Genomic DNA, 14,397 nt, shown 5'->3' with positions numbered 1-14,397 from the left:
GTCTTTACAGAGAGTATGATAACTTAAACACTGAAAGAGCAACTAATGAAACACCAATCATTACAGTGTAGAAGTATTTTTCCTTATTAAGATACATATTTATAATCGCAGGGATTAGAAATATAACTCTTGGAGTTAAAATAATAATTGTATACATTAAAAATAAAACTTTAAAAAAATCAATCCATTCATATATTGCGACATTAGATACATCACTAAATATAACTGCATACGAAAAGGCCAGCAGCACTGATATCACTGCAAAAAATTGTGTTATAGTGCCTAGAGATCGTGCTATCGATTTCTTTTTAACAGGATCAGCTAATGGAAATCCTGCACAGAAAAGGTGTTCAACCTTTTGATAATTCCAAAACTTCTTAAATCTACGAATATATTTTATTGCAATACTACTAATCATTTGAAACATAACAAGCGTCCTTTTCACCTTATTTGATTATTTTAATTGCTTTTTTTAGTAGAAAAGGCTTCGGCCATTTCTTTTTAAAAGCTTTAATGTGTTCATTTTCATTGCAATCTAGTGCAACATCCATTTTTACTCCTTCATTCAAATTTAGTTAATTTCTACATTTACAGTTCTTCATTTTCAGGTTACAAATTTTTTTAAGTTCTTGTTCTGATAATTTTCGTATTTCTAAAACACCAGGCATTTGTGAAAAAAGCTCAATCATAAAATCATCATCACCTCTTGGATCAATAATAACTTTTTCTGCATCTTCTATTTTTATATAAATCGCCATGTTTCTAGCCCTTTCATTTATTAAATTTTGCATTCTTCATGCGATATGGTATGAAACGTACAATACATTTCATAGAATACAAGAACTACAATTGTTTGCTTTTGTGAGTAGCGCTATCGATAACGCCACTGGCAAAAGCTATTATTCCAACTCAATTAAAACAGCTCATTATATAAGCTTCCAAACACATAACTTGCATCCAGATTATCGTCACTAGACCACGTTTGGTGTGAATCTCTACTAGAGCCATCTTTCGTTAAATCTGGTTGCTCTTCAGGTGAAAAAATCAGTTCAGAAAGTGGTAAAAAGATAGAATAGTGATGCTTATTGTCATCGACATACAAGCTGATTCGACTATGATCGAACTCAGGATTATCCAATATCTCTTGTATCCCTTCTGTTATTTCGCCCTCAAAATCCAATACCCAATCACGCATAATTTACTTTCCAATATTAGACTGATTCAAGTGGTGGTACGGAGGTAAGATCAGATAGCTTCCATATCTCCCACTTATCTACGCCGATGTCGGGCGTGTAAAAATAGCCACCAACACAATACCCCAACATTTGAAGTTGACCACTTGAAGTTTGCATCAGCACTCTTTTGCCTTTCTCAACACCTAGAGGCCAATTTTGCTTACGTTTTAATGCTGCCATTTCTTATTCCAATGGTTATTCTGTTATTGATTCATAGAGCGGTGTGATAGTTTCAACCGCTTCGCTAAGAGAAACACTTGTCATTAATCGGTATTTATTAATTGCCAACAGTCGCTCATTTTTCATCAATAGATTAAATACAGGTCTTGGTAATCTTACACCGTTCAAAATGGCATATTTTTCTTCAAGTTTTAGCTGTATTTCGCTCATAGGCCGCCTTCCAACGTTAACTATTAATGTAAAACACCATGTTTTAAATCAGTGTTTGGGTGTAATCTATTAAGCGTTTCAACACACCATGTTCTACGTGATTTATCTTCGTCTAGTAAACCTATTTGTAAAATTGTTTTACTAGTATCATGAGTCTCTTCAGCCTTAGCTAAAGACAACCCTTCTTTGCCAAACATTGCTGGCAATGCCATTGAAGATGAGTACTGATTAATGATTTTATGGCGCTGATTGCTTGATTGAAAGTTTAAACTTTGTTTATGGAAAACTTTTAAAGGCGCTTCTCCTTGAAAGTTAATTTCATATTGCATATGCAAAGTTATAACACCTTCAGTATCTACAAGTTTTGAAATTTCCATGTGTAATGATTTTTTAAATTGAGCCTTTAAATAATTTTTATTTGGTAGTCTAACAAACTTATTAAATAAACTTGGAACATCAATTTCCTGTCCATTCTCTACCCACATTCTTGTTAACTTGATAGCGCTTTTATTGCGTAAATCAAGGTCGTAAGGAAGATAAATTGTAGGCTCAAAATATAAGTGTTTTTCAATCATGTTTTTTCCAATGATTAAACTTTTAATAAAGCCAAAGAGATTCATTGAGTATGCCAACCACTTTTTTTAGTGGCGCACTACGTTTATTTTCAGAAAGGCTTTTCAGTGCTTGATGAAACTCTTTTGAATCTTTTTGATTGAGCCTAATGTAGGGTTCTTCTGTTTTTGATTTATCTAAAAACAACTCACTAAGCTTTAGAACTTTTTTCTTTCGCTTGTTTATTTCGTACTGTTCAGCGAGCCATTTAGACAAATTATTAAAGTCTTGCTTTCGACCAGTAAAAATATGGTCTTCTGCGCAGCTTTCGCCTATATTGTTTAATAACGCAAATACTTCAATTGCCATAACTCTTGCATTCCAAAATTAAAAATTAGGGCGGTCTTGGCGCAGCCTGCGAAGACAAATTTTAGCGCCAAAACCAATTAAATTACTTTTTTTCTTGTAAATTTCTACTACAAGCCGAACTTTTAAAGCCTTTACTACTGCCACTTTCAACTTTTGAGTTACCACCAAATATTTTATTTAGCAGTGGATTTACAACAGTTTTATTGATCAGATTAGCTAGTACAATTGCCGCAGCAATGGTAATTAATAGATCTATATTCATGGTATTTCCTATTTGTATTTAATTGCGTTTACGCGTCCTGAACATAAAGAAACTAGACGCACTGTTTTTATTCCAACTTCAGTTATTCTGCTGAGCTTTCCGAATCAATACTATTAATAAGAGCGCTACTCACTAATCCGCCCATAGCACCAGTTAATATCAAGTCACTGGCTTTTGTCTCTACAATTTTATTACTTGTTTGCCGATCAACGGAGTTAATAGAAGAACTTCTTATGCTCTTAGCATCTTTAATTAAAGAAGGTTCAGAACTCTTCACGAAGGCCACTACTTTGACGTTTGTACCCAACTTGGTTTTTAATTCGTCATTTTCACGCTCTAGAAATGCCAAGTCAGATTTTAAAGAGCTGCATTCCGCTTCTTTAAGTGATAACTGTCGTTCAAGTTTTGCCATTTTCTTCTTATTAAAAATATCCATAAATTAAAATTCCAATTTAACTAATCATAAAAATGTACGCAGGAACCGCTACAGCAACACCAATAACTGCACCGCATATCACGCTAATTAGTACTTCTTGTTATTATTCATTTGCTCGTATTTCAACTCGTAATGTTCTTAGAGATGTTAAATAGTTGGTTCTCGCCTGATGCTTAATAAGTGAAGTTCGGAATCTAGACTAACTTTAGGTTTATTGCCAAGTGCGTATGAAGCAGCTTTCTTATTCCTATCTGTTAAAAAAATATTTGAATACGTACCTGTAACATCACCGTCAGAACTAATTAAAACATCATATTCTTCTGCGAGATCATTAAGTGTTTTGTAATGATAAGGTTTGAATTTATCTTTGCTAGCCACACCATTATTAGCAATTAAAATTTGTAAACATTCAAACTCAACATAATTCAATGCAAGCAATATTTCTGTATCTGCTTTTCCAAGCTCCTTAGTTTTATATAATGCAAATGCCAAAGCAGCTATTATTACAGTCATAATCCCAAATATAATTTCCATCTTATACTCCTGTTTTCCAACTCATCGTAAGGTAGTATATCTTTTGCCATTACTGACTCTCGCTTATTATTCCAATGGTTAATAACCGTGATTATTAGCTGCGACTTTTCTGAATGTTGCATCTATTAATGAATGATTAGATGGTTCATAAGCCATTAAATCACCAATATCTTCTTGGGTTTGATGGATAACACCTTTACGCATTAAATGTATAGAAGAACAAACATCAGTAGATGAATTAAATTGCTCTTGCACCAAAATTTCTACAGAACTAGGCATTTTTTTCAAACAACGTTCCAGCGATTTAAACCATTTCATTTCTTCATCAGTTAAGTTATCCACCATGATTATCTTCAACTTTTGATGAAATAAACAATGAAAGAGCTGAACCAATAAATCCAAAAATCATAAAAATCAAATAATTTGGCTCTTCCGCTTCTTGACTGCCCAGGCTTAGAAAAAAACCTAAACCACTAATGACAGTAAGTAAGCCGCTGCCAATGAACATTATAATTAGACCAGTTTCTTGAATTTCATTAAATTTCATAATATCTCATTCCAATTTTAAAAATCACCATCGGCAATTGAAGCGCGACCACTACAAGCGTGTAATTCAGCTTGTGGCATGCCAGCGTCATTATGCGGCGCACCTAGCAACAAGTTAAAACCACCACTCGCCGTATAAAACTGAGCGTCAGGAAAATGCTTTCTTACGTCTACAAGCAGATTTACTAATGACTTATCAACTCGATTAAATTTATGTGCTAATTTCGGATCAGCTTCAATTAATAAATCTAAAGCGTCTTTTTCACCCTCTTTGATTATTTCAATTGCTTGTTGTTGTGTTAAAGCCATGATTAGCTCCCGATTTTCAATCGTTAAAAAATTGACTGTTCTTTTGTATTAGGGCGGTCTTGGCGCAGCCTGCGAAGACAAATTTTAGCGCCAAAACCAATTAATTAAATGCTTAACTTGCAACCAAGTATCGATTAAATATATTTAACTGTCAATTATATAGTTAAACATATTTAACTTTTTATTTCGCAGGGTAAACCATTCAGCATGTCGATATAGGCTTGCGTCTTTTTATGGCCTTGCTCTACCTCTGCTGCTATCTGATGAATACGTGTTTTACTACAACCCCAGCGTTTAGCTAGCAATATAGGTGTCCAGCCCCGTTTTTCATACTCTGCCTTAAACTCAGTTCTGTTCAATTTAAATGCTCTCGAAAAAACTTAACATAAAAGTTAAATATACTTAATTAGTTGGCGTTGTAAAGGGCTGAGGGTTACACCAAATTCCAACATGGTTGAATTTTCGTAGTTAAAAATGAGAAACCCTTACTATCTGGGACGATATTGGAATAGTTTGTTTTAAGAGTTTACGCATCATATTGATAACAATGGATAACGAAAAGACGTTACCCACAGTTAACAACAATCGCGCTTTTAGCGCTTCGTGCTGTATGTAACATTCGCTCCGCGCCAATAATTTATTTTGATTTTTAATGACTAAAAGTAAATGAAATCGTATTGAAATGGCAGTAAAAAGCCCCATACAAGGGGCTTTAAGTGTATATTTAAAATAACAAACTAAAGTTAACTGTCGAAATTAGCTGTTGATGTTATATGTTTCAAGTTTCGGTATTCGTCAACCAAATCATATAATTCTTTAAAGATTAGAGGGCGAGTATCTGCTCCCCATCTAGTAGCTTGCCAATGGTCTATAACAGCCTCCCAGAGGCTAGCAGGGCAATCGTACTTCTTAGAAATAATAGACTTAATTGGTTCTAACCATTCATCTTTATCATTAACTTCAAGCTGAAACCATTGCTGATCTTCAAGCCACCGCAAATAGCGCCTAGCACATCTTCGAATATTACTTTTATGAACTTGCATTTTGTATTTCCTTTTTTAATTTTAAAAGGTGATTACCCCAATAAGGTAATAATTACCTTGTTGGTTAGAGCTGCGAATAAATAAAGTAATACCGTTAAAATACCGCGAACTTATTGGATAGAGATTTCGAAATTTGACAATTTGAAAAAAGATCCAAATTTAAACAAAATGGTTCATTTTCAGCATTAATATCACTCCTCAAAAAATCAACCTTTGATGAAATTTCTTCAAGAGAATTAAATACTGAACTCCTTTTTAGTGTGTGGCCCCACAAATAAAAAGCTGGCGTTTTGAGTATTTCATGAAAATCTAAAGTTAAAGTGTTACCAATTACAACCTCACCTACTAAACCCAACAGACTAAGCTGAATGTAAGCCATTCTTGCTGCGATAGGGTCTAAGTCAATTGCTTGAAAAGTCATCTGACGTTGTGGATTATAACCTTTATCTAACATTGACTGTGAGAATGCAATTAACATACTGCCGCTGCCAGAAGCAGGCTCACTAACACTTATATACCCTGTTTTTGATAGTTTTTCATCAAAGTCAGCCCCGATGCTTAACTCTGAAAGCATTTTACAAACTGGATAGGGTGTAAAAAATTGCCCCAGAGATGCGGAACCTATTTCTAACTCCATAAACAATGACCCCAAAATATCACTTGGTTCTGAATCTAAAGCTAGAATTAATTCAGCATACATTTGTGTAAAACGCTCAATATCATCAGGTTTATACTTATTTACTATTCTCATATAATCAGATTCTTTTTCCTCGGACTTTAGAAATACATTTTCTATTGCAATCGAAGCCATGAAAATAAAATCTCGAAAAACGTCATAACGATTAGTATGTGGTGCTGTATTTTTAAATATTTTTTTAAAATTAAGTGAATGAATATTCATTAGTGGCTTATCTCTTGTCTTATGTAGAGGACAAACCACCAACCCAACGGGCAAAATGATTTGCCAATTGGATTAATGAAAAATAAAACGATTTAAAATAAATTATCTTATAAAACTATCTCTTAATTTTATCATTTGCCCTTTATCTCTAGAGTCGTCAACAAACAAAGTTCTGTTTCCGATGACAAGATATAAACGCCAAGTTTTAGTTACAAATACTATATTAAACATAGGTAATGCCTACTCTCTATGAAAATTAAAAACAGTGTAAATTTGAGTTTCTGTGATTGAGTAGCACTTTAATGCCTCAACACAATCTTCAATCTCACCTGTATAAAAACATTCATAGTTAGATAGCTCTCGCAAAATAATTGCGTCAATACCGTTATCTTCTATATCTTGTTTTATGGCTGCATCTTTGATTTTATCGAACTCTTCAATAAAAGATTTAACGTTACACTTTGGCACTAACAAGCCAGCACCAAGAGAAACGTAAATAGTATTTTCTACTTTTTTCTTATTAAATTGTTCAGATGAAAATGAAAAAAAGGCCCCCATTTCACTATAGAGAATTCCCATCGGGGTATTTAAATAATTTTGTAAACTCATATCAACCTCTTTTCTACGTGTTGAAGGCGGCTCGTAAGCGCCTGTTTTGTTTAATGCCCTGAAAAGTACAGGGCCTAGTTATTCATAGTACAAAAACGTCACTACCTTGAAGCAAAGCTTCATTAACATCGTCCATGAAAGCTTCAGAAGTATTTCGAACGAAAAAGGTGTCACAAACAAAAGGGTTATAAGTAACGCACTTCTCAGAGCCATTTAAAGGTTGAATATCATTAGAAGCATCAACTAAAATAGCCTCAATGAAAGCGTGTACGTTTCTTCGGTTATCACGTAAAACTCGCTCTCTGGATTTTATGCTAACCTTAAATTTAGCATTTTCAAGAAGCACAGACCTAGCATAACCACAAACCTTTCCTTTATTAACACCCTCCATCGCTAAGATCGAAAAAAACTCAGGTTTATTTAAATTCCGATAAACCCTAACTCTTAACATTTGTACGCAACTTCGTTCTACTTTTCCAACTTGACTATTAAAGGTTGGGCTAGAGTAAAAAAGAGAGTTTTCAAGCGCTCTTTTTTGGGGCGGCTCAGATAACTCCGAGCCAAAATCAAAATCAATAGATGATTGAAACATAATAGAACCTCAATTATCTAGTTTTCTTCAGACCAAACTTCTCCGAATCCCTGCATACCTAGATTTTTAAGCCACTGATTAAGAAAGTCATTGAGAGACTCTTTCAGTCTAAAATCACAAGACTCACCATCGTAGACAACTTGGTATAAAGGTGGAATGCTCATATCAAAAGAAAACACTTCAACCATTTTCAAATCTGGATAGACCAATACTTCCATCAGTGGATCAGAGCACAAATCCCCATTCTGTAAGAAATAATGAGCCATAGAAAAACCAATGCAATCTTTACGATTGATTTTATCTAAAATCGTGTTCCTTTCTATGACAAGATCCATAAATGAAGGTGATTTCGATTTACTATATTCTCTAGGAATTCCATCACTAGAAATTACGCCAAGTTTTTTTAGTAATTTAAAGTTATCTTCGTATATCATATTAACCTCTTTTCTACGTGTTGAAGGCAGCTCGTAAGCGCCTGTTTTTTGTTTTACTGCTAAAAGCAATAATTCAATTAGATTTAATGTTAACCCCAAATATCCGAATATACAAACCGTATGTTAAATGTTTGGCATGACAAACATATATAATTATCCAAAAAAAAACCGCTTAATAGCGGTTTTTTATTAATCGTAAAACTAAATATCAAATTTTTTTTATATTAGACTTAGTTAAATAAGCAATAAAATGAAACTGTTTTGATAAACCTCTAATATTAGTTGAGTCAATTAAAGCAACATCATCATCATCTTTCATAAAGTTATTGGCATCTATAACTGAGTCAAAAACACCAGCTATTTGAAAAAAATCACCAGTGTAAACTCGGATAAAAAAACCAATTGTTCCTGGTTCTTTTTCAAAAGAAAAATCTCTTTCACCTTTGTGTCGATGAGTCATTAAATCTATATTTTCAAAATTCGGTAAACTTCCAACTGCAACTAAACCATCACCTTTAAGTAATTCATCGTGACAGTCATCATTGAAGGAAAGCTTATCAATTCTATAAACCTTACCCTTAGATTTAGCATAAAAAAAATTTTGGTTTTCAGTAATTAAAGTAGCACAATTCATAACAACCTCTTTTCTGCGTGTTGAAGGCAGCTCGTAAGCGCCTGTTTTTTTTCTTTAGTTTTCATTAAACTAATAATCAAAAAAAATAATAGCACAAAAACTTAAGAATCAACCCTAAAATCAATTTTCATCAATGAAAGCATTAGGTTCTTGTGTAACGACCAATTTAACTTGTGCAGTATTACCGCTCAGATTTAACGTACCAAGCCAAGCTTGATTCGATTTGAAATCGTTATCAGTATCTTGCAGCAACCCAATTAATATAGATTTAAACAAATCAGAGCGATTCGAAATAATTTGAATTCTTTGCAATTCATCGTAGTCCGAGTTATTTAATAACTGATCCTCTATTGTAACTCCGCTTTTCATTTCATCTCCTGATATATGATTTTTAAAAAATTAATTTTTCAACAGTACACTACAAATATAAACACTAGCGCTTATAAACGCAACTGTTTAGTTTATTGGAGTGATATTAATTATTCATAGATTTATTTTAATTTTTTTAAAGTTGAAAAAACAAACTTTTTTGTTTATTATTTAACCTTACACAATGTAATAAAATAGGCGCTTACGAGCTGCCTTCAACACGTAACAAAGAGGTTAATATGGAAATTGAATATACAGAAAAAGTTCAGCGTACTGTAAAGCTAGATAGAGACCAATGTTCAAAAATTGCAACCCAAACAATCCTCAATGCTTTTGATTTAACAAGCGAACATTTCATTGAAGAAGGTCATCTTATGCGCTGGGTTGACTTAGGGGGACGCTTTAGACCTGAAAGGGAACTTGTACGGGAAGCTACTGAACAAGATAAAATGATTTTCCTAATCATGAACAAAATAAAATAGGCGCTTACGAGCTGCCTTCAACACGTAACAAAGAGGTTTTTATGAATACGGTAAATATAATTAGCAAAGGAAGTGAGCATCAAATTGTTTCGGCTTTACTTTTAAAATTGAGAGAAAAAACTAACAAATTAGCTAATAATGATGAGCCTGAAAAAAGCTACATTGATGTTTCAATTGAAAGGTATGAATTAGCGGTGAATTATTACGCTAAGCATCATAATGAAAAATTGCTAATAAGTTATAAAGAAAGCCTAAAGGAATGCATTAATTTAAAGGAGCTTTTCTTATCTTATGAAAAAATATGTAAACAGGCCAAAAAAGAAAGAAAGGTAAAAGGCAAAACAAATATGGAAATTGAAGATGTTAAAGCTAAAAGCTTTGATGAAAAACTAAATACACTAAACTCAATTAGAAAATCTAAAGCAAAATTAAACGATTTAAAATATTCACGAAAAATAAAAAAAGCCCATTAATTTGGGCTTTTTTTTATATAAATTTCAATTTCAAGGATTATACGTCGATAGTATTTTTTCAACTCTATCTTGAGAAACTTCAGTAACAGTAGACCAGGCAATACAATCTAAACCATCAACTTTAACATTCGAATTATCACATTTATCGTCCTCAATAATAATAACTTTAACTGTTTCAGTGCTTGAACATGAAATTGAAAAACCACCTGCTTCAGATTGCTTTATAATAATTACATTCATAATAACCTCTTTTCTGCGTGTTGAAGGCAGCTCGTAAGCGCCTGTTTGTTTAAGTTTTAAAAACCATCCCTTAAGATTTCATTATAAACATTAAGGGATAGTTTTATTTTAATTATAGAAACACATACAAACAGGCGACTACATCACCCATAAATTTTTTATTATAAGCGTTTACTTCAAAAACATGTTTTGGCTCAAGGGGGTCATCTCCAATTATATACAAACATGTAACCCCTTGAATTGGATGGTGGCACACATTCTCAAAAAAAGAGTAATCTTTTGCCCCCCAGCGTTCCAATTCAGATTCAAATAATTTTTTAATTTCACTCCTTAAATAATCTTCAACAGTAACTGTTGAACTTCCTTGAAAACCACCTAAATTATGATTTCTAATATAATTGACAGTACTGTCAAAATTACCAGCCTCAAATTGTACTTTAATTTCAGCCATTAGTGGTTATTCTCACTTAAAAAACGAATCGACAAATTTTACTCCAAAATAAAGGTTAAATCTTTAGAAAAAAATAATAATAGTACATTAAGAACACTATATCCCAATTACTGTAGTGAAGTTCATGCAAAAAAAAGCCCAAAATTTACATTTTGGGCTTTGTTTACATCATAATATTGTAATTAATTCATTTGTCTATGCTTAGACCAAACATAAAGCAGTACAGAAATTAAAACGGCTGGAATTGTAAGGGATTGGCATAATTCAATAATTGGTAACATAATAACCTCTTTTCTACGTGTTGAAGGCAGCTCGTAAGCGCCTGTTTTTTTCTTGATCATAAGATCGAGTGTTAATTTACATAATAAACAAAACTGACAACAAATAAAAGGTCTTGATTTTTACTAACAAGTAAAATTTGGCATGACAAATTTCTAAAGTTATTAATTGAGTCCATTCTGGCATTATTTTAATCTAAGCTTCTTCTTCTTCTTCTTATTCTTCTTATTGAAACGAGTACAACGAAAATAATAAGAAAGAACTTCAAAAGATGCAGTAATGAACAATACGAAAATTGAAATATAAATAAAATATTCTAAGCTATCTTTAAATGACATTTAAAAACCATCCTTATATTGATGTTCACTTTCTTCTAGAAAAGGTAAAAAACCAGCAAAAATAAAAAATATTTTAACCTGTGAATAACTAATCACTAAGCCTAAGGAGCTCTTGACCTTTGGCTTCACCATAAGCTTTAACAAAATCAGTCAAATCTTTATATTCAAGCTTTTTCTCTGCATCCTCAAAACTTGGAATTATCATTTCCATTGGCCCCTCGGTATTTCTAAGTACATTTTCACAAACATCGACCCCTTTATTTAAAGAATCACCATATTGGTCATTATCTGCAACCAAAATTATACGAGAATTAGGAAATGATAATCTTAAATATAAAACAACATTGGCTATATTATCAGCCATCAAAGCGGCTACACTTAACACGCCAGTCAATTTAAAAGACATACCAGCGTCTGCGGGGGCTTCTAAAACATAAATATCTTCCCCATCGATTGGTAATCTAGATGGAACGAAGAAAGCAGAAAATGAAGGGTTTAAACCCTTTCTAAATAGTTTTTTATTTTGAATCGGATAAATTCTTTGCAAACCTGAGAACTCCCAAGTTTTTACACTCACCAACTTTAATGCTGTAAAATAATTATCGTCTTTCGTATCGTTATAGTATAGATCACACCAAAGGTAGATCTCAGCAACACCTTTACTGTAAAAATACGGGCAAGCAGTTTTTAAAGGCTTTAAGAAATACAACCACGATTTATCTTTTTTGATGGCGTTTTTAACTAATTCACTTTCAATTTCAAGACTTTTTTTGATAGCTGCCTCTCTATCCTTTGCTGCATTTGGATCAGGTTTATACCTAGTAATACGATTTCCAGATTTGTAAGTTTGATATTCTCTTTTTATAGAATCTAAACCATTAAACCAAAGGGGTTCAGAAAAGTGCTTTCTAAAATTATTGAATCTTATTAAAGGAAACTTAATGGTAAAAGAATTCCCATTCTCATCAGTGATATCAAAGGAAGCCTCCTTTGCTAAAATTGAAACTCGCCCTTTATCTGCTTTCTCTAATCCAAATACTTTACTTCCTTTAACTAACAATCCATCCAAAGCCAAATTACTTCGACTAGAATCCCAATCGATTGAAACTTGATTTGCAATGTCCGATATTTCATACCTAAACTTATCAAGCATAACGTAAGCATTATTTGAGTAATAAGTTAGAATAAATGTATAAAAGGGCGGTGGTAATAATTGATTAGAGTTTGGCATGCCAAATTTACTCCTATAATGATCGCGATAAACAAATCTATAAAGTACAATACTAAGATTATGTCACTGGTCATTTACCAGCAGAAAAAGAAGGGCGCTTACGAGCTGCCCGCAATTGGTCACAACACTAAGGAAAAAAGTAAAAACCCATATTTCATGGAAGAAGCGGTGCTGTTTATAACAGCATCGCAATTTTACTCTATTATTAGTCAAAATTACGTTTAAGCCATTTATCACACTCAGCTAAAGAAAAACTAGATGTACTATCAACTTTATTCTTTACTAAAGCTGTCAAAATCTCATCCCTACTGAATGAAAATTTACTTTTTAGCAACCGAACGCAATTTTTAGCTTCTGTTAAATCTTCATGATTCTTAGAATTATGAAATGAGGCAATAACATCACTTATAACCATTTTAATACTCCTATTTTATATATTTAAAGGGTCTAGGAAGCTCTAGGAGCTCTCACTACGACCTCTTTTACTTCATACTTAAGAGGAGCAAGAACACCAAAAGATTGCAGCATGACTCGCCACAGCGAGTAATTTATGTGATGAGCCCTATTTTCCCTGTCCACAAGTGATTTTAACTCAGCACCATCAATAACTTTTTGAGCGTCTAGCAAGTTGAACCAATCACTCTGATATAGATCTAAAGGTTCAAGTTTAGAATAATCATTATCCCTGGTACTTAAAATCTCATCTATCTCTTGCTTTCCCATTTTTAAAATTTTTGCGGCTTCGTACTTATCGATACTAAGTATATTAATGAACGTTCTTAATTCACTGTAAGTTGGGCAGCGCCAATCAATAGCACTATAAATTTTAGGATCAAGAGACACCTCTGCTGTTCTAGCTGAACGATTAGAACAGTAAAAAGAAATCTTTGAGCTTTCAACACCAAATTCTTGTGCTAATTCATTTGGGGTATAACCTGTCCAAGAAATAAACTGCCTCAAAACTTTAGGGTTTGGTGGTTCAAAGCCTGAATCTAAAGGCAAAAGGGTTACGTTAGGTAGCTTCGGGGTCTCTGAGTACTCAGTTAAAGAACTAATCCCTATATGAAGTAGAAAGTTCAACCAGTTTTTGTGCTCAATGGGAAAAACTAAATTAGCGTCAACATTATTACTATAAAGATAATGGGATAACATTGATTCTGAAAAATCTAATGAGCGAGATGTTTTAGATACAGAACTTCCAGAGCGTGAAACCAGAACTCTTAACTCGGATATCTTGGGTTTTTCAAAAACCGAAGATTTTGCACTAAATATAGAAGAACGTAAAAATGGTCGTTTTGTTTTAAGGTGATTAACTTCAGCTAGACCGAAAGACTCTAACCAATATCTCCAAACTGTATATTGAATACGCTTACCATTAATGTAACTTTTCTCTTTAAAGAAATTACGCAAATTTTTCGGATTCATTCCAACCATTTCAGCCAACTCAATAGTTGAATGGCCGACAAGTTTCTTAAATTCTGCTAGTTCAGTATGTGTAGGAGAAACCCACCCACTTGAATAAGGTAGTAAAGCTTTTTCATGCATTTTCTCATTCCTAGAAATATAACTTACAAAGCGCTCATGAATCTTCTTATAAAAATCTGAAAAAGAAAGCACATTGAAATAATTAAATTGATTTTGTGATTGAAACATAAAGACCTCTATTCTACGTGTAAAAGGCAGGAAAT

28 protein-coding genes are annotated in these 14,397 nt (G+C 32.9%); 2 read left to right on the top strand and 26 right to left on the bottom strand.

What is annotated here, in order from left to right:
- Window positions 1-4: 4 nt before the first annotated feature.
- The 21 genes from CXF64_RS20345 to CXF64_RS20245 form a co-directional block, all read right to left on the bottom strand.
- The gene (locus CXF64_RS20345; RefSeq protein ID WP_101217978.1) at window positions 5-427 is read right to left on the bottom strand and encodes a hypothetical protein; all 423 of its coding nucleotides are present in this window, start codon (window positions 425-427) and stop codon (window positions 5-7) included.
- A gap of 148 nt (window positions 428-575) precedes the next feature.
- Window positions 576-758 (bottom strand): hypothetical protein, encoded by a 183-nt coding sequence (locus CXF64_RS20340; protein WP_101217977.1) that lies wholly within the window; start codon window positions 756-758, stop codon window positions 576-578.
- Between the two features lie 155 nt (window positions 759-913).
- Window positions 914-1,195: a hypothetical protein gene (locus CXF64_RS20335; RefSeq protein WP_101217976.1), complete on the bottom strand. Its 282-nt coding sequence runs from the start codon at window positions 1,193-1,195 to the stop codon at window positions 914-916.
- A 16-nt stretch (window positions 1,196-1,211) separates the two neighbouring features.
- Window positions 1,212-1,415, bottom strand: coding sequence for a hypothetical protein (locus CXF64_RS20330; protein WP_101217975.1), 204 nt, complete (start codon window positions 1,413-1,415; stop codon window positions 1,212-1,214).
- 15 nt (window positions 1,416-1,430) lie between these two features.
- Entirely contained in the window at window positions 1,431-1,625 is a 195-nt protein-coding gene (locus CXF64_RS20325; RefSeq protein ID WP_101217974.1) for a hypothetical protein, read from the bottom strand.
- Window positions 1,626-1,648: 23 nt separating this feature from the next.
- Window positions 1,649-2,200: a hypothetical protein gene (locus CXF64_RS20320; RefSeq protein WP_157823687.1), complete on the bottom strand. Its 552-nt coding sequence runs from the start codon at window positions 2,198-2,200 to the stop codon at window positions 1,649-1,651.
- 22 nt (window positions 2,201-2,222) lie between these two features.
- On the bottom strand, window positions 2,223-2,546 hold the full coding sequence (locus CXF64_RS20315) for a hypothetical protein (RefSeq protein WP_101217972.1): 324 nt from the start codon (window positions 2,544-2,546) through the stop codon (window positions 2,223-2,225).
- 82 nt (window positions 2,547-2,628) lie between these two features.
- The gene (locus CXF64_RS20310; protein ID WP_101217971.1) at window positions 2,629-2,808 is read right to left on the bottom strand and encodes a hypothetical protein; all 180 of its coding nucleotides are present in this window, start codon (window positions 2,806-2,808) and stop codon (window positions 2,629-2,631) included.
- A gap of 82 nt (window positions 2,809-2,890) precedes the next feature.
- Window positions 2,891-3,244, bottom strand: coding sequence for a hypothetical protein (locus CXF64_RS20305; RefSeq protein WP_101217970.1), 354 nt, complete (start codon window positions 3,242-3,244; stop codon window positions 2,891-2,893).
- Between the two features lie 147 nt (window positions 3,245-3,391).
- Window positions 3,392-3,778, bottom strand: a complete 387-nt coding sequence (locus CXF64_RS20300; RefSeq protein WP_101217969.1) for a hypothetical protein — start codon at window positions 3,776-3,778, stop codon at window positions 3,392-3,394.
- A gap of 78 nt (window positions 3,779-3,856) precedes the next feature.
- On the bottom strand, window positions 3,857-4,123 hold the full coding sequence (locus CXF64_RS20295) for a hypothetical protein (RefSeq protein ID WP_101217968.1): 267 nt from the start codon (window positions 4,121-4,123) through the stop codon (window positions 3,857-3,859).
- Window positions 4,113-4,325: a hypothetical protein gene (locus CXF64_RS20290; protein ID WP_101217967.1), complete on the bottom strand. Its 213-nt coding sequence runs from the start codon at window positions 4,323-4,325 to the stop codon at window positions 4,113-4,115. Before CXF64_RS20290 ends, CXF64_RS20295 begins: the two co-directional genes overlap by 11 nt.
- Window positions 4,326-4,342: 17 nt before the next feature.
- Window positions 4,343-4,633: a hypothetical protein gene (locus tag CXF64_RS20285; RefSeq protein WP_186807021.1), complete on the bottom strand. Its 291-nt coding sequence runs from the start codon at window positions 4,631-4,633 to the stop codon at window positions 4,343-4,345.
- A gap of 173 nt (window positions 4,634-4,806) precedes the next feature.
- Window positions 4,807-4,992, bottom strand: a complete 186-nt coding sequence (locus tag CXF64_RS20280; protein ID WP_101217966.1) for a hypothetical protein — start codon at window positions 4,990-4,992, stop codon at window positions 4,807-4,809.
- Window positions 4,993-5,376: 384 nt separating this feature from the next.
- A complete protein-coding gene (locus CXF64_RS20275; protein ID WP_157823686.1) occupies window positions 5,377-5,631 on the bottom strand; it encodes a hypothetical protein in 255 nt (84 codons plus the stop codon).
- 139 nt (window positions 5,632-5,770) lie between these two features.
- Window positions 5,771-6,577, bottom strand: coding sequence for an N-6 DNA methylase (locus CXF64_RS20270; RefSeq protein WP_101217964.1), 807 nt, complete (start codon window positions 6,575-6,577; stop codon window positions 5,771-5,773).
- Window positions 6,578-6,817: 240 nt separating this feature from the next.
- On the bottom strand, window positions 6,818-7,186 hold the full coding sequence (locus tag CXF64_RS20265; protein WP_101217963.1) for a DUF7659 family protein: 369 nt from the start codon (window positions 7,184-7,186) through the stop codon (window positions 6,818-6,820).
- An 82-nt stretch (window positions 7,187-7,268) separates the two neighbouring features.
- Complete coding sequence (locus CXF64_RS20260; protein WP_101217962.1) at window positions 7,269-7,778, bottom strand: hypothetical protein; 510 nt, start codon at window positions 7,776-7,778, stop codon at window positions 7,269-7,271.
- 17 nt (window positions 7,779-7,795) lie between these two features.
- Entirely contained in the window at window positions 7,796-8,212 is a 417-nt protein-coding gene (locus CXF64_RS20255) for a DUF6908 domain-containing protein (RefSeq protein ID WP_101217961.1), read from the bottom strand.
- Between the two features lie 208 nt (window positions 8,213-8,420).
- Window positions 8,421-8,846 carry a hypothetical protein gene (locus tag CXF64_RS20250; protein ID WP_101217960.1) on the bottom strand — a complete coding sequence of 142 codons (426 nt, stop codon included), beginning with the start codon at window positions 8,844-8,846 and terminating at the stop codon, window positions 8,421-8,423.
- A gap of 120 nt (window positions 8,847-8,966) precedes the next feature.
- Window positions 8,967-9,215, bottom strand: coding sequence for a hypothetical protein (locus CXF64_RS20245; RefSeq protein ID WP_101217959.1), 249 nt, complete (start codon window positions 9,213-9,215; stop codon window positions 8,967-8,969).
- 239 nt (window positions 9,216-9,454) lie between these two features.
- Between CXF64_RS20245 and CXF64_RS20240 the strand changes: the two genes are divergently transcribed.
- A complete protein-coding gene (locus CXF64_RS20240) occupies window positions 9,455-9,697 on the top strand; it encodes a hypothetical protein (RefSeq protein ID WP_101217958.1) in 243 nt (80 codons plus the stop codon).
- A gap of 41 nt (window positions 9,698-9,738) precedes the next feature.
- On the top strand, window positions 9,739-10,170 hold the full coding sequence (locus CXF64_RS20235) for a hypothetical protein (RefSeq protein ID WP_101217957.1): 432 nt from the start codon (window positions 9,739-9,741) through the stop codon (window positions 10,168-10,170).
- A gap of 30 nt (window positions 10,171-10,200) precedes the next feature.
- Here the strand turns inward: CXF64_RS20235 and CXF64_RS20230 are convergent, their stop codons facing one another.
- From CXF64_RS20230 to CXF64_RS20205, 5 genes are all read right to left on the bottom strand, one after another.
- The gene (locus tag CXF64_RS20230; protein ID WP_101217956.1) at window positions 10,201-10,410 is read right to left on the bottom strand and encodes a hypothetical protein; all 210 of its coding nucleotides are present in this window, start codon (window positions 10,408-10,410) and stop codon (window positions 10,201-10,203) included.
- A 112-nt stretch (window positions 10,411-10,522) separates the two neighbouring features.
- Complete coding sequence (locus CXF64_RS20225; RefSeq protein ID WP_101217955.1) at window positions 10,523-10,861, bottom strand: hypothetical protein; 339 nt, start codon at window positions 10,859-10,861, stop codon at window positions 10,523-10,525.
- A gap of 705 nt (window positions 10,862-11,566) precedes the next feature.
- Window positions 11,567-12,709 (bottom strand): hypothetical protein, encoded by a 1,143-nt coding sequence (locus CXF64_RS20220; protein WP_101217954.1) that lies wholly within the window; start codon window positions 12,707-12,709, stop codon window positions 11,567-11,569.
- Window positions 12,710-12,914: 205 nt separating this feature from the next.
- Window positions 12,915-13,124, bottom strand: a complete 210-nt coding sequence (locus CXF64_RS20210) for a hypothetical protein (RefSeq protein WP_101217952.1) — start codon at window positions 13,122-13,124, stop codon at window positions 12,915-12,917.
- A 32-nt stretch (window positions 13,125-13,156) separates the two neighbouring features.
- Entirely contained in the window at window positions 13,157-14,362 is a 1,206-nt protein-coding gene (locus CXF64_RS20205) for a hypothetical protein (protein WP_157823684.1), read from the bottom strand.
- Window positions 14,363-14,397 lie beyond the last annotated feature (35 nt).

It is taken from the genome of Pseudoalteromonas sp. GutCa3 (assembly GCF_002836155.1).
Lineage (GTDB): Bacteria > Pseudomonadota > Gammaproteobacteria > Enterobacterales > Alteromonadaceae > Pseudoalteromonas > Pseudoalteromonas arctica.
Note: the sequence above shows the minus strand (reverse complement) of the source record. Positions and strands in the feature narration are given on the sequence as shown.

What these genes read in the sequence shown, in the direction of transcription:
- CXF64_RS20305 (WP_101217970.1), bottom strand. Translation starts at nt 3,244, where the DNA reads ATGGATATTTTTAATAAGAAGAAAATGGCAAAACTTGAACGACAGTTA.
- CXF64_RS20240 (WP_101217958.1), top strand. Translation starts at nt 9,455, where the DNA reads ATGGAAATTGAATATACAGAAAAAGTTCAGCGTACTGTAAAGCTAGAT.
- CXF64_RS20290 (WP_101217967.1), bottom strand. Translation starts at nt 4,325, where the DNA reads ATGAAATTTAATGAAATTCAAGAAACTGGTCTAATTATAATGTTCATT.
- CXF64_RS20205 (WP_157823684.1), bottom strand. Translation starts at nt 14,362, where the DNA reads ATGTTTCAATCACAAAATCAATTTAATTATTTCAATGTGCTTTCTTTT.
- CXF64_RS20225 (WP_101217955.1), bottom strand. Translation starts at nt 10,861, where the DNA reads ATGGCTGAAATTAAAGTACAATTTGAGGCTGGTAATTTTGACAGTACT.
- CXF64_RS20325 (WP_101217974.1), bottom strand. Translation starts at nt 1,625, where the DNA reads ATGAGCGAAATACAGCTAAAACTTGAAGAAAAATATGCCATTTTGAAC.
- CXF64_RS20335 (WP_101217976.1), bottom strand. Translation starts at nt 1,195, where the DNA reads ATGCGTGATTGGGTATTGGATTTTGAGGGCGAAATAACAGAAGGGATA.
- CXF64_RS20270 (WP_101217964.1), bottom strand. Translation starts at nt 6,577, where the DNA reads ATGAATATTCATTCACTTAATTTTAAAAAAATATTTAAAAATACAGCA.
- CXF64_RS20315 (WP_101217972.1), bottom strand. Translation starts at nt 2,546, where the DNA reads ATGGCAATTGAAGTATTTGCGTTATTAAACAATATAGGCGAAAGCTGC.
- CXF64_RS20210 (WP_101217952.1), bottom strand. Translation starts at nt 13,124, where the DNA reads ATGGTTATAAGTGATGTTATTGCCTCATTTCATAATTCTAAGAATCAT.
- CXF64_RS20320 (WP_157823687.1), bottom strand. Translation starts at nt 2,200, where the DNA reads ATGATTGAAAAACACTTATATTTTGAGCCTACAATTTATCTTCCTTAC.
- CXF64_RS20250 (WP_101217960.1), bottom strand. Translation starts at nt 8,846, where the DNA reads ATGAATTGTGCTACTTTAATTACTGAAAACCAAAATTTTTTTTATGCT.
- CXF64_RS20340 (WP_101217977.1), bottom strand. Translation starts at nt 758, where the DNA reads ATGGCGATTTATATAAAAATAGAAGATGCAGAAAAAGTTATTATTGAT.
- CXF64_RS20220 (WP_101217954.1), bottom strand. Translation starts at nt 12,709, where the DNA reads ATGCCAAACTCTAATCAATTATTACCACCGCCCTTTTATACATTTATT.
- CXF64_RS20330 (WP_101217975.1), bottom strand. Translation starts at nt 1,415, where the DNA reads ATGGCAGCATTAAAACGTAAGCAAAATTGGCCTCTAGGTGTTGAGAAA.
- CXF64_RS20295 (WP_101217968.1), bottom strand. Translation starts at nt 4,123, where the DNA reads ATGGTGGATAACTTAACTGATGAAGAAATGAAATGGTTTAAATCGCTG.
- CXF64_RS20300 (WP_101217969.1), bottom strand. Translation starts at nt 3,778, where the DNA reads ATGGAAATTATATTTGGGATTATGACTGTAATAATAGCTGCTTTGGCA.
- CXF64_RS20245 (WP_101217959.1), bottom strand. Translation starts at nt 9,215, where the DNA reads ATGAAAAGCGGAGTTACAATAGAGGATCAGTTATTAAATAACTCGGAC.
- CXF64_RS20310 (WP_101217971.1), bottom strand. Translation starts at nt 2,808, where the DNA reads ATGAATATAGATCTATTAATTACCATTGCTGCGGCAATTGTACTAGCT.
- CXF64_RS20235 (WP_101217957.1), top strand. Translation starts at nt 9,739, where the DNA reads ATGAATACGGTAAATATAATTAGCAAAGGAAGTGAGCATCAAATTGTT.
- CXF64_RS20255 (WP_101217961.1), bottom strand. Translation starts at nt 8,212, where the DNA reads ATGATATACGAAGATAACTTTAAATTACTAAAAAAACTTGGCGTAATT.
- CXF64_RS20285 (WP_186807021.1), bottom strand. Translation starts at nt 4,633, where the DNA reads ATGGCTTTAACACAACAACAAGCAATTGAAATAATCAAAGAGGGTGAA.
- CXF64_RS20230 (WP_101217956.1), bottom strand. Translation starts at nt 10,410, where the DNA reads ATGAATGTAATTATTATAAAGCAATCTGAAGCAGGTGGTTTTTCAATT.
- CXF64_RS20265 (WP_101217963.1), bottom strand. Translation starts at nt 7,186, where the DNA reads ATGAGTTTACAAAATTATTTAAATACCCCGATGGGAATTCTCTATAGT.
- CXF64_RS20345 (WP_101217978.1), bottom strand. Translation starts at nt 427, where the DNA reads ATGTTTCAAATGATTAGTAGTATTGCAATAAAATATATTCGTAGATTT.
- CXF64_RS20260 (WP_101217962.1), bottom strand. Translation starts at nt 7,778, where the DNA reads ATGTTTCAATCATCTATTGATTTTGATTTTGGCTCGGAGTTATCTGAG.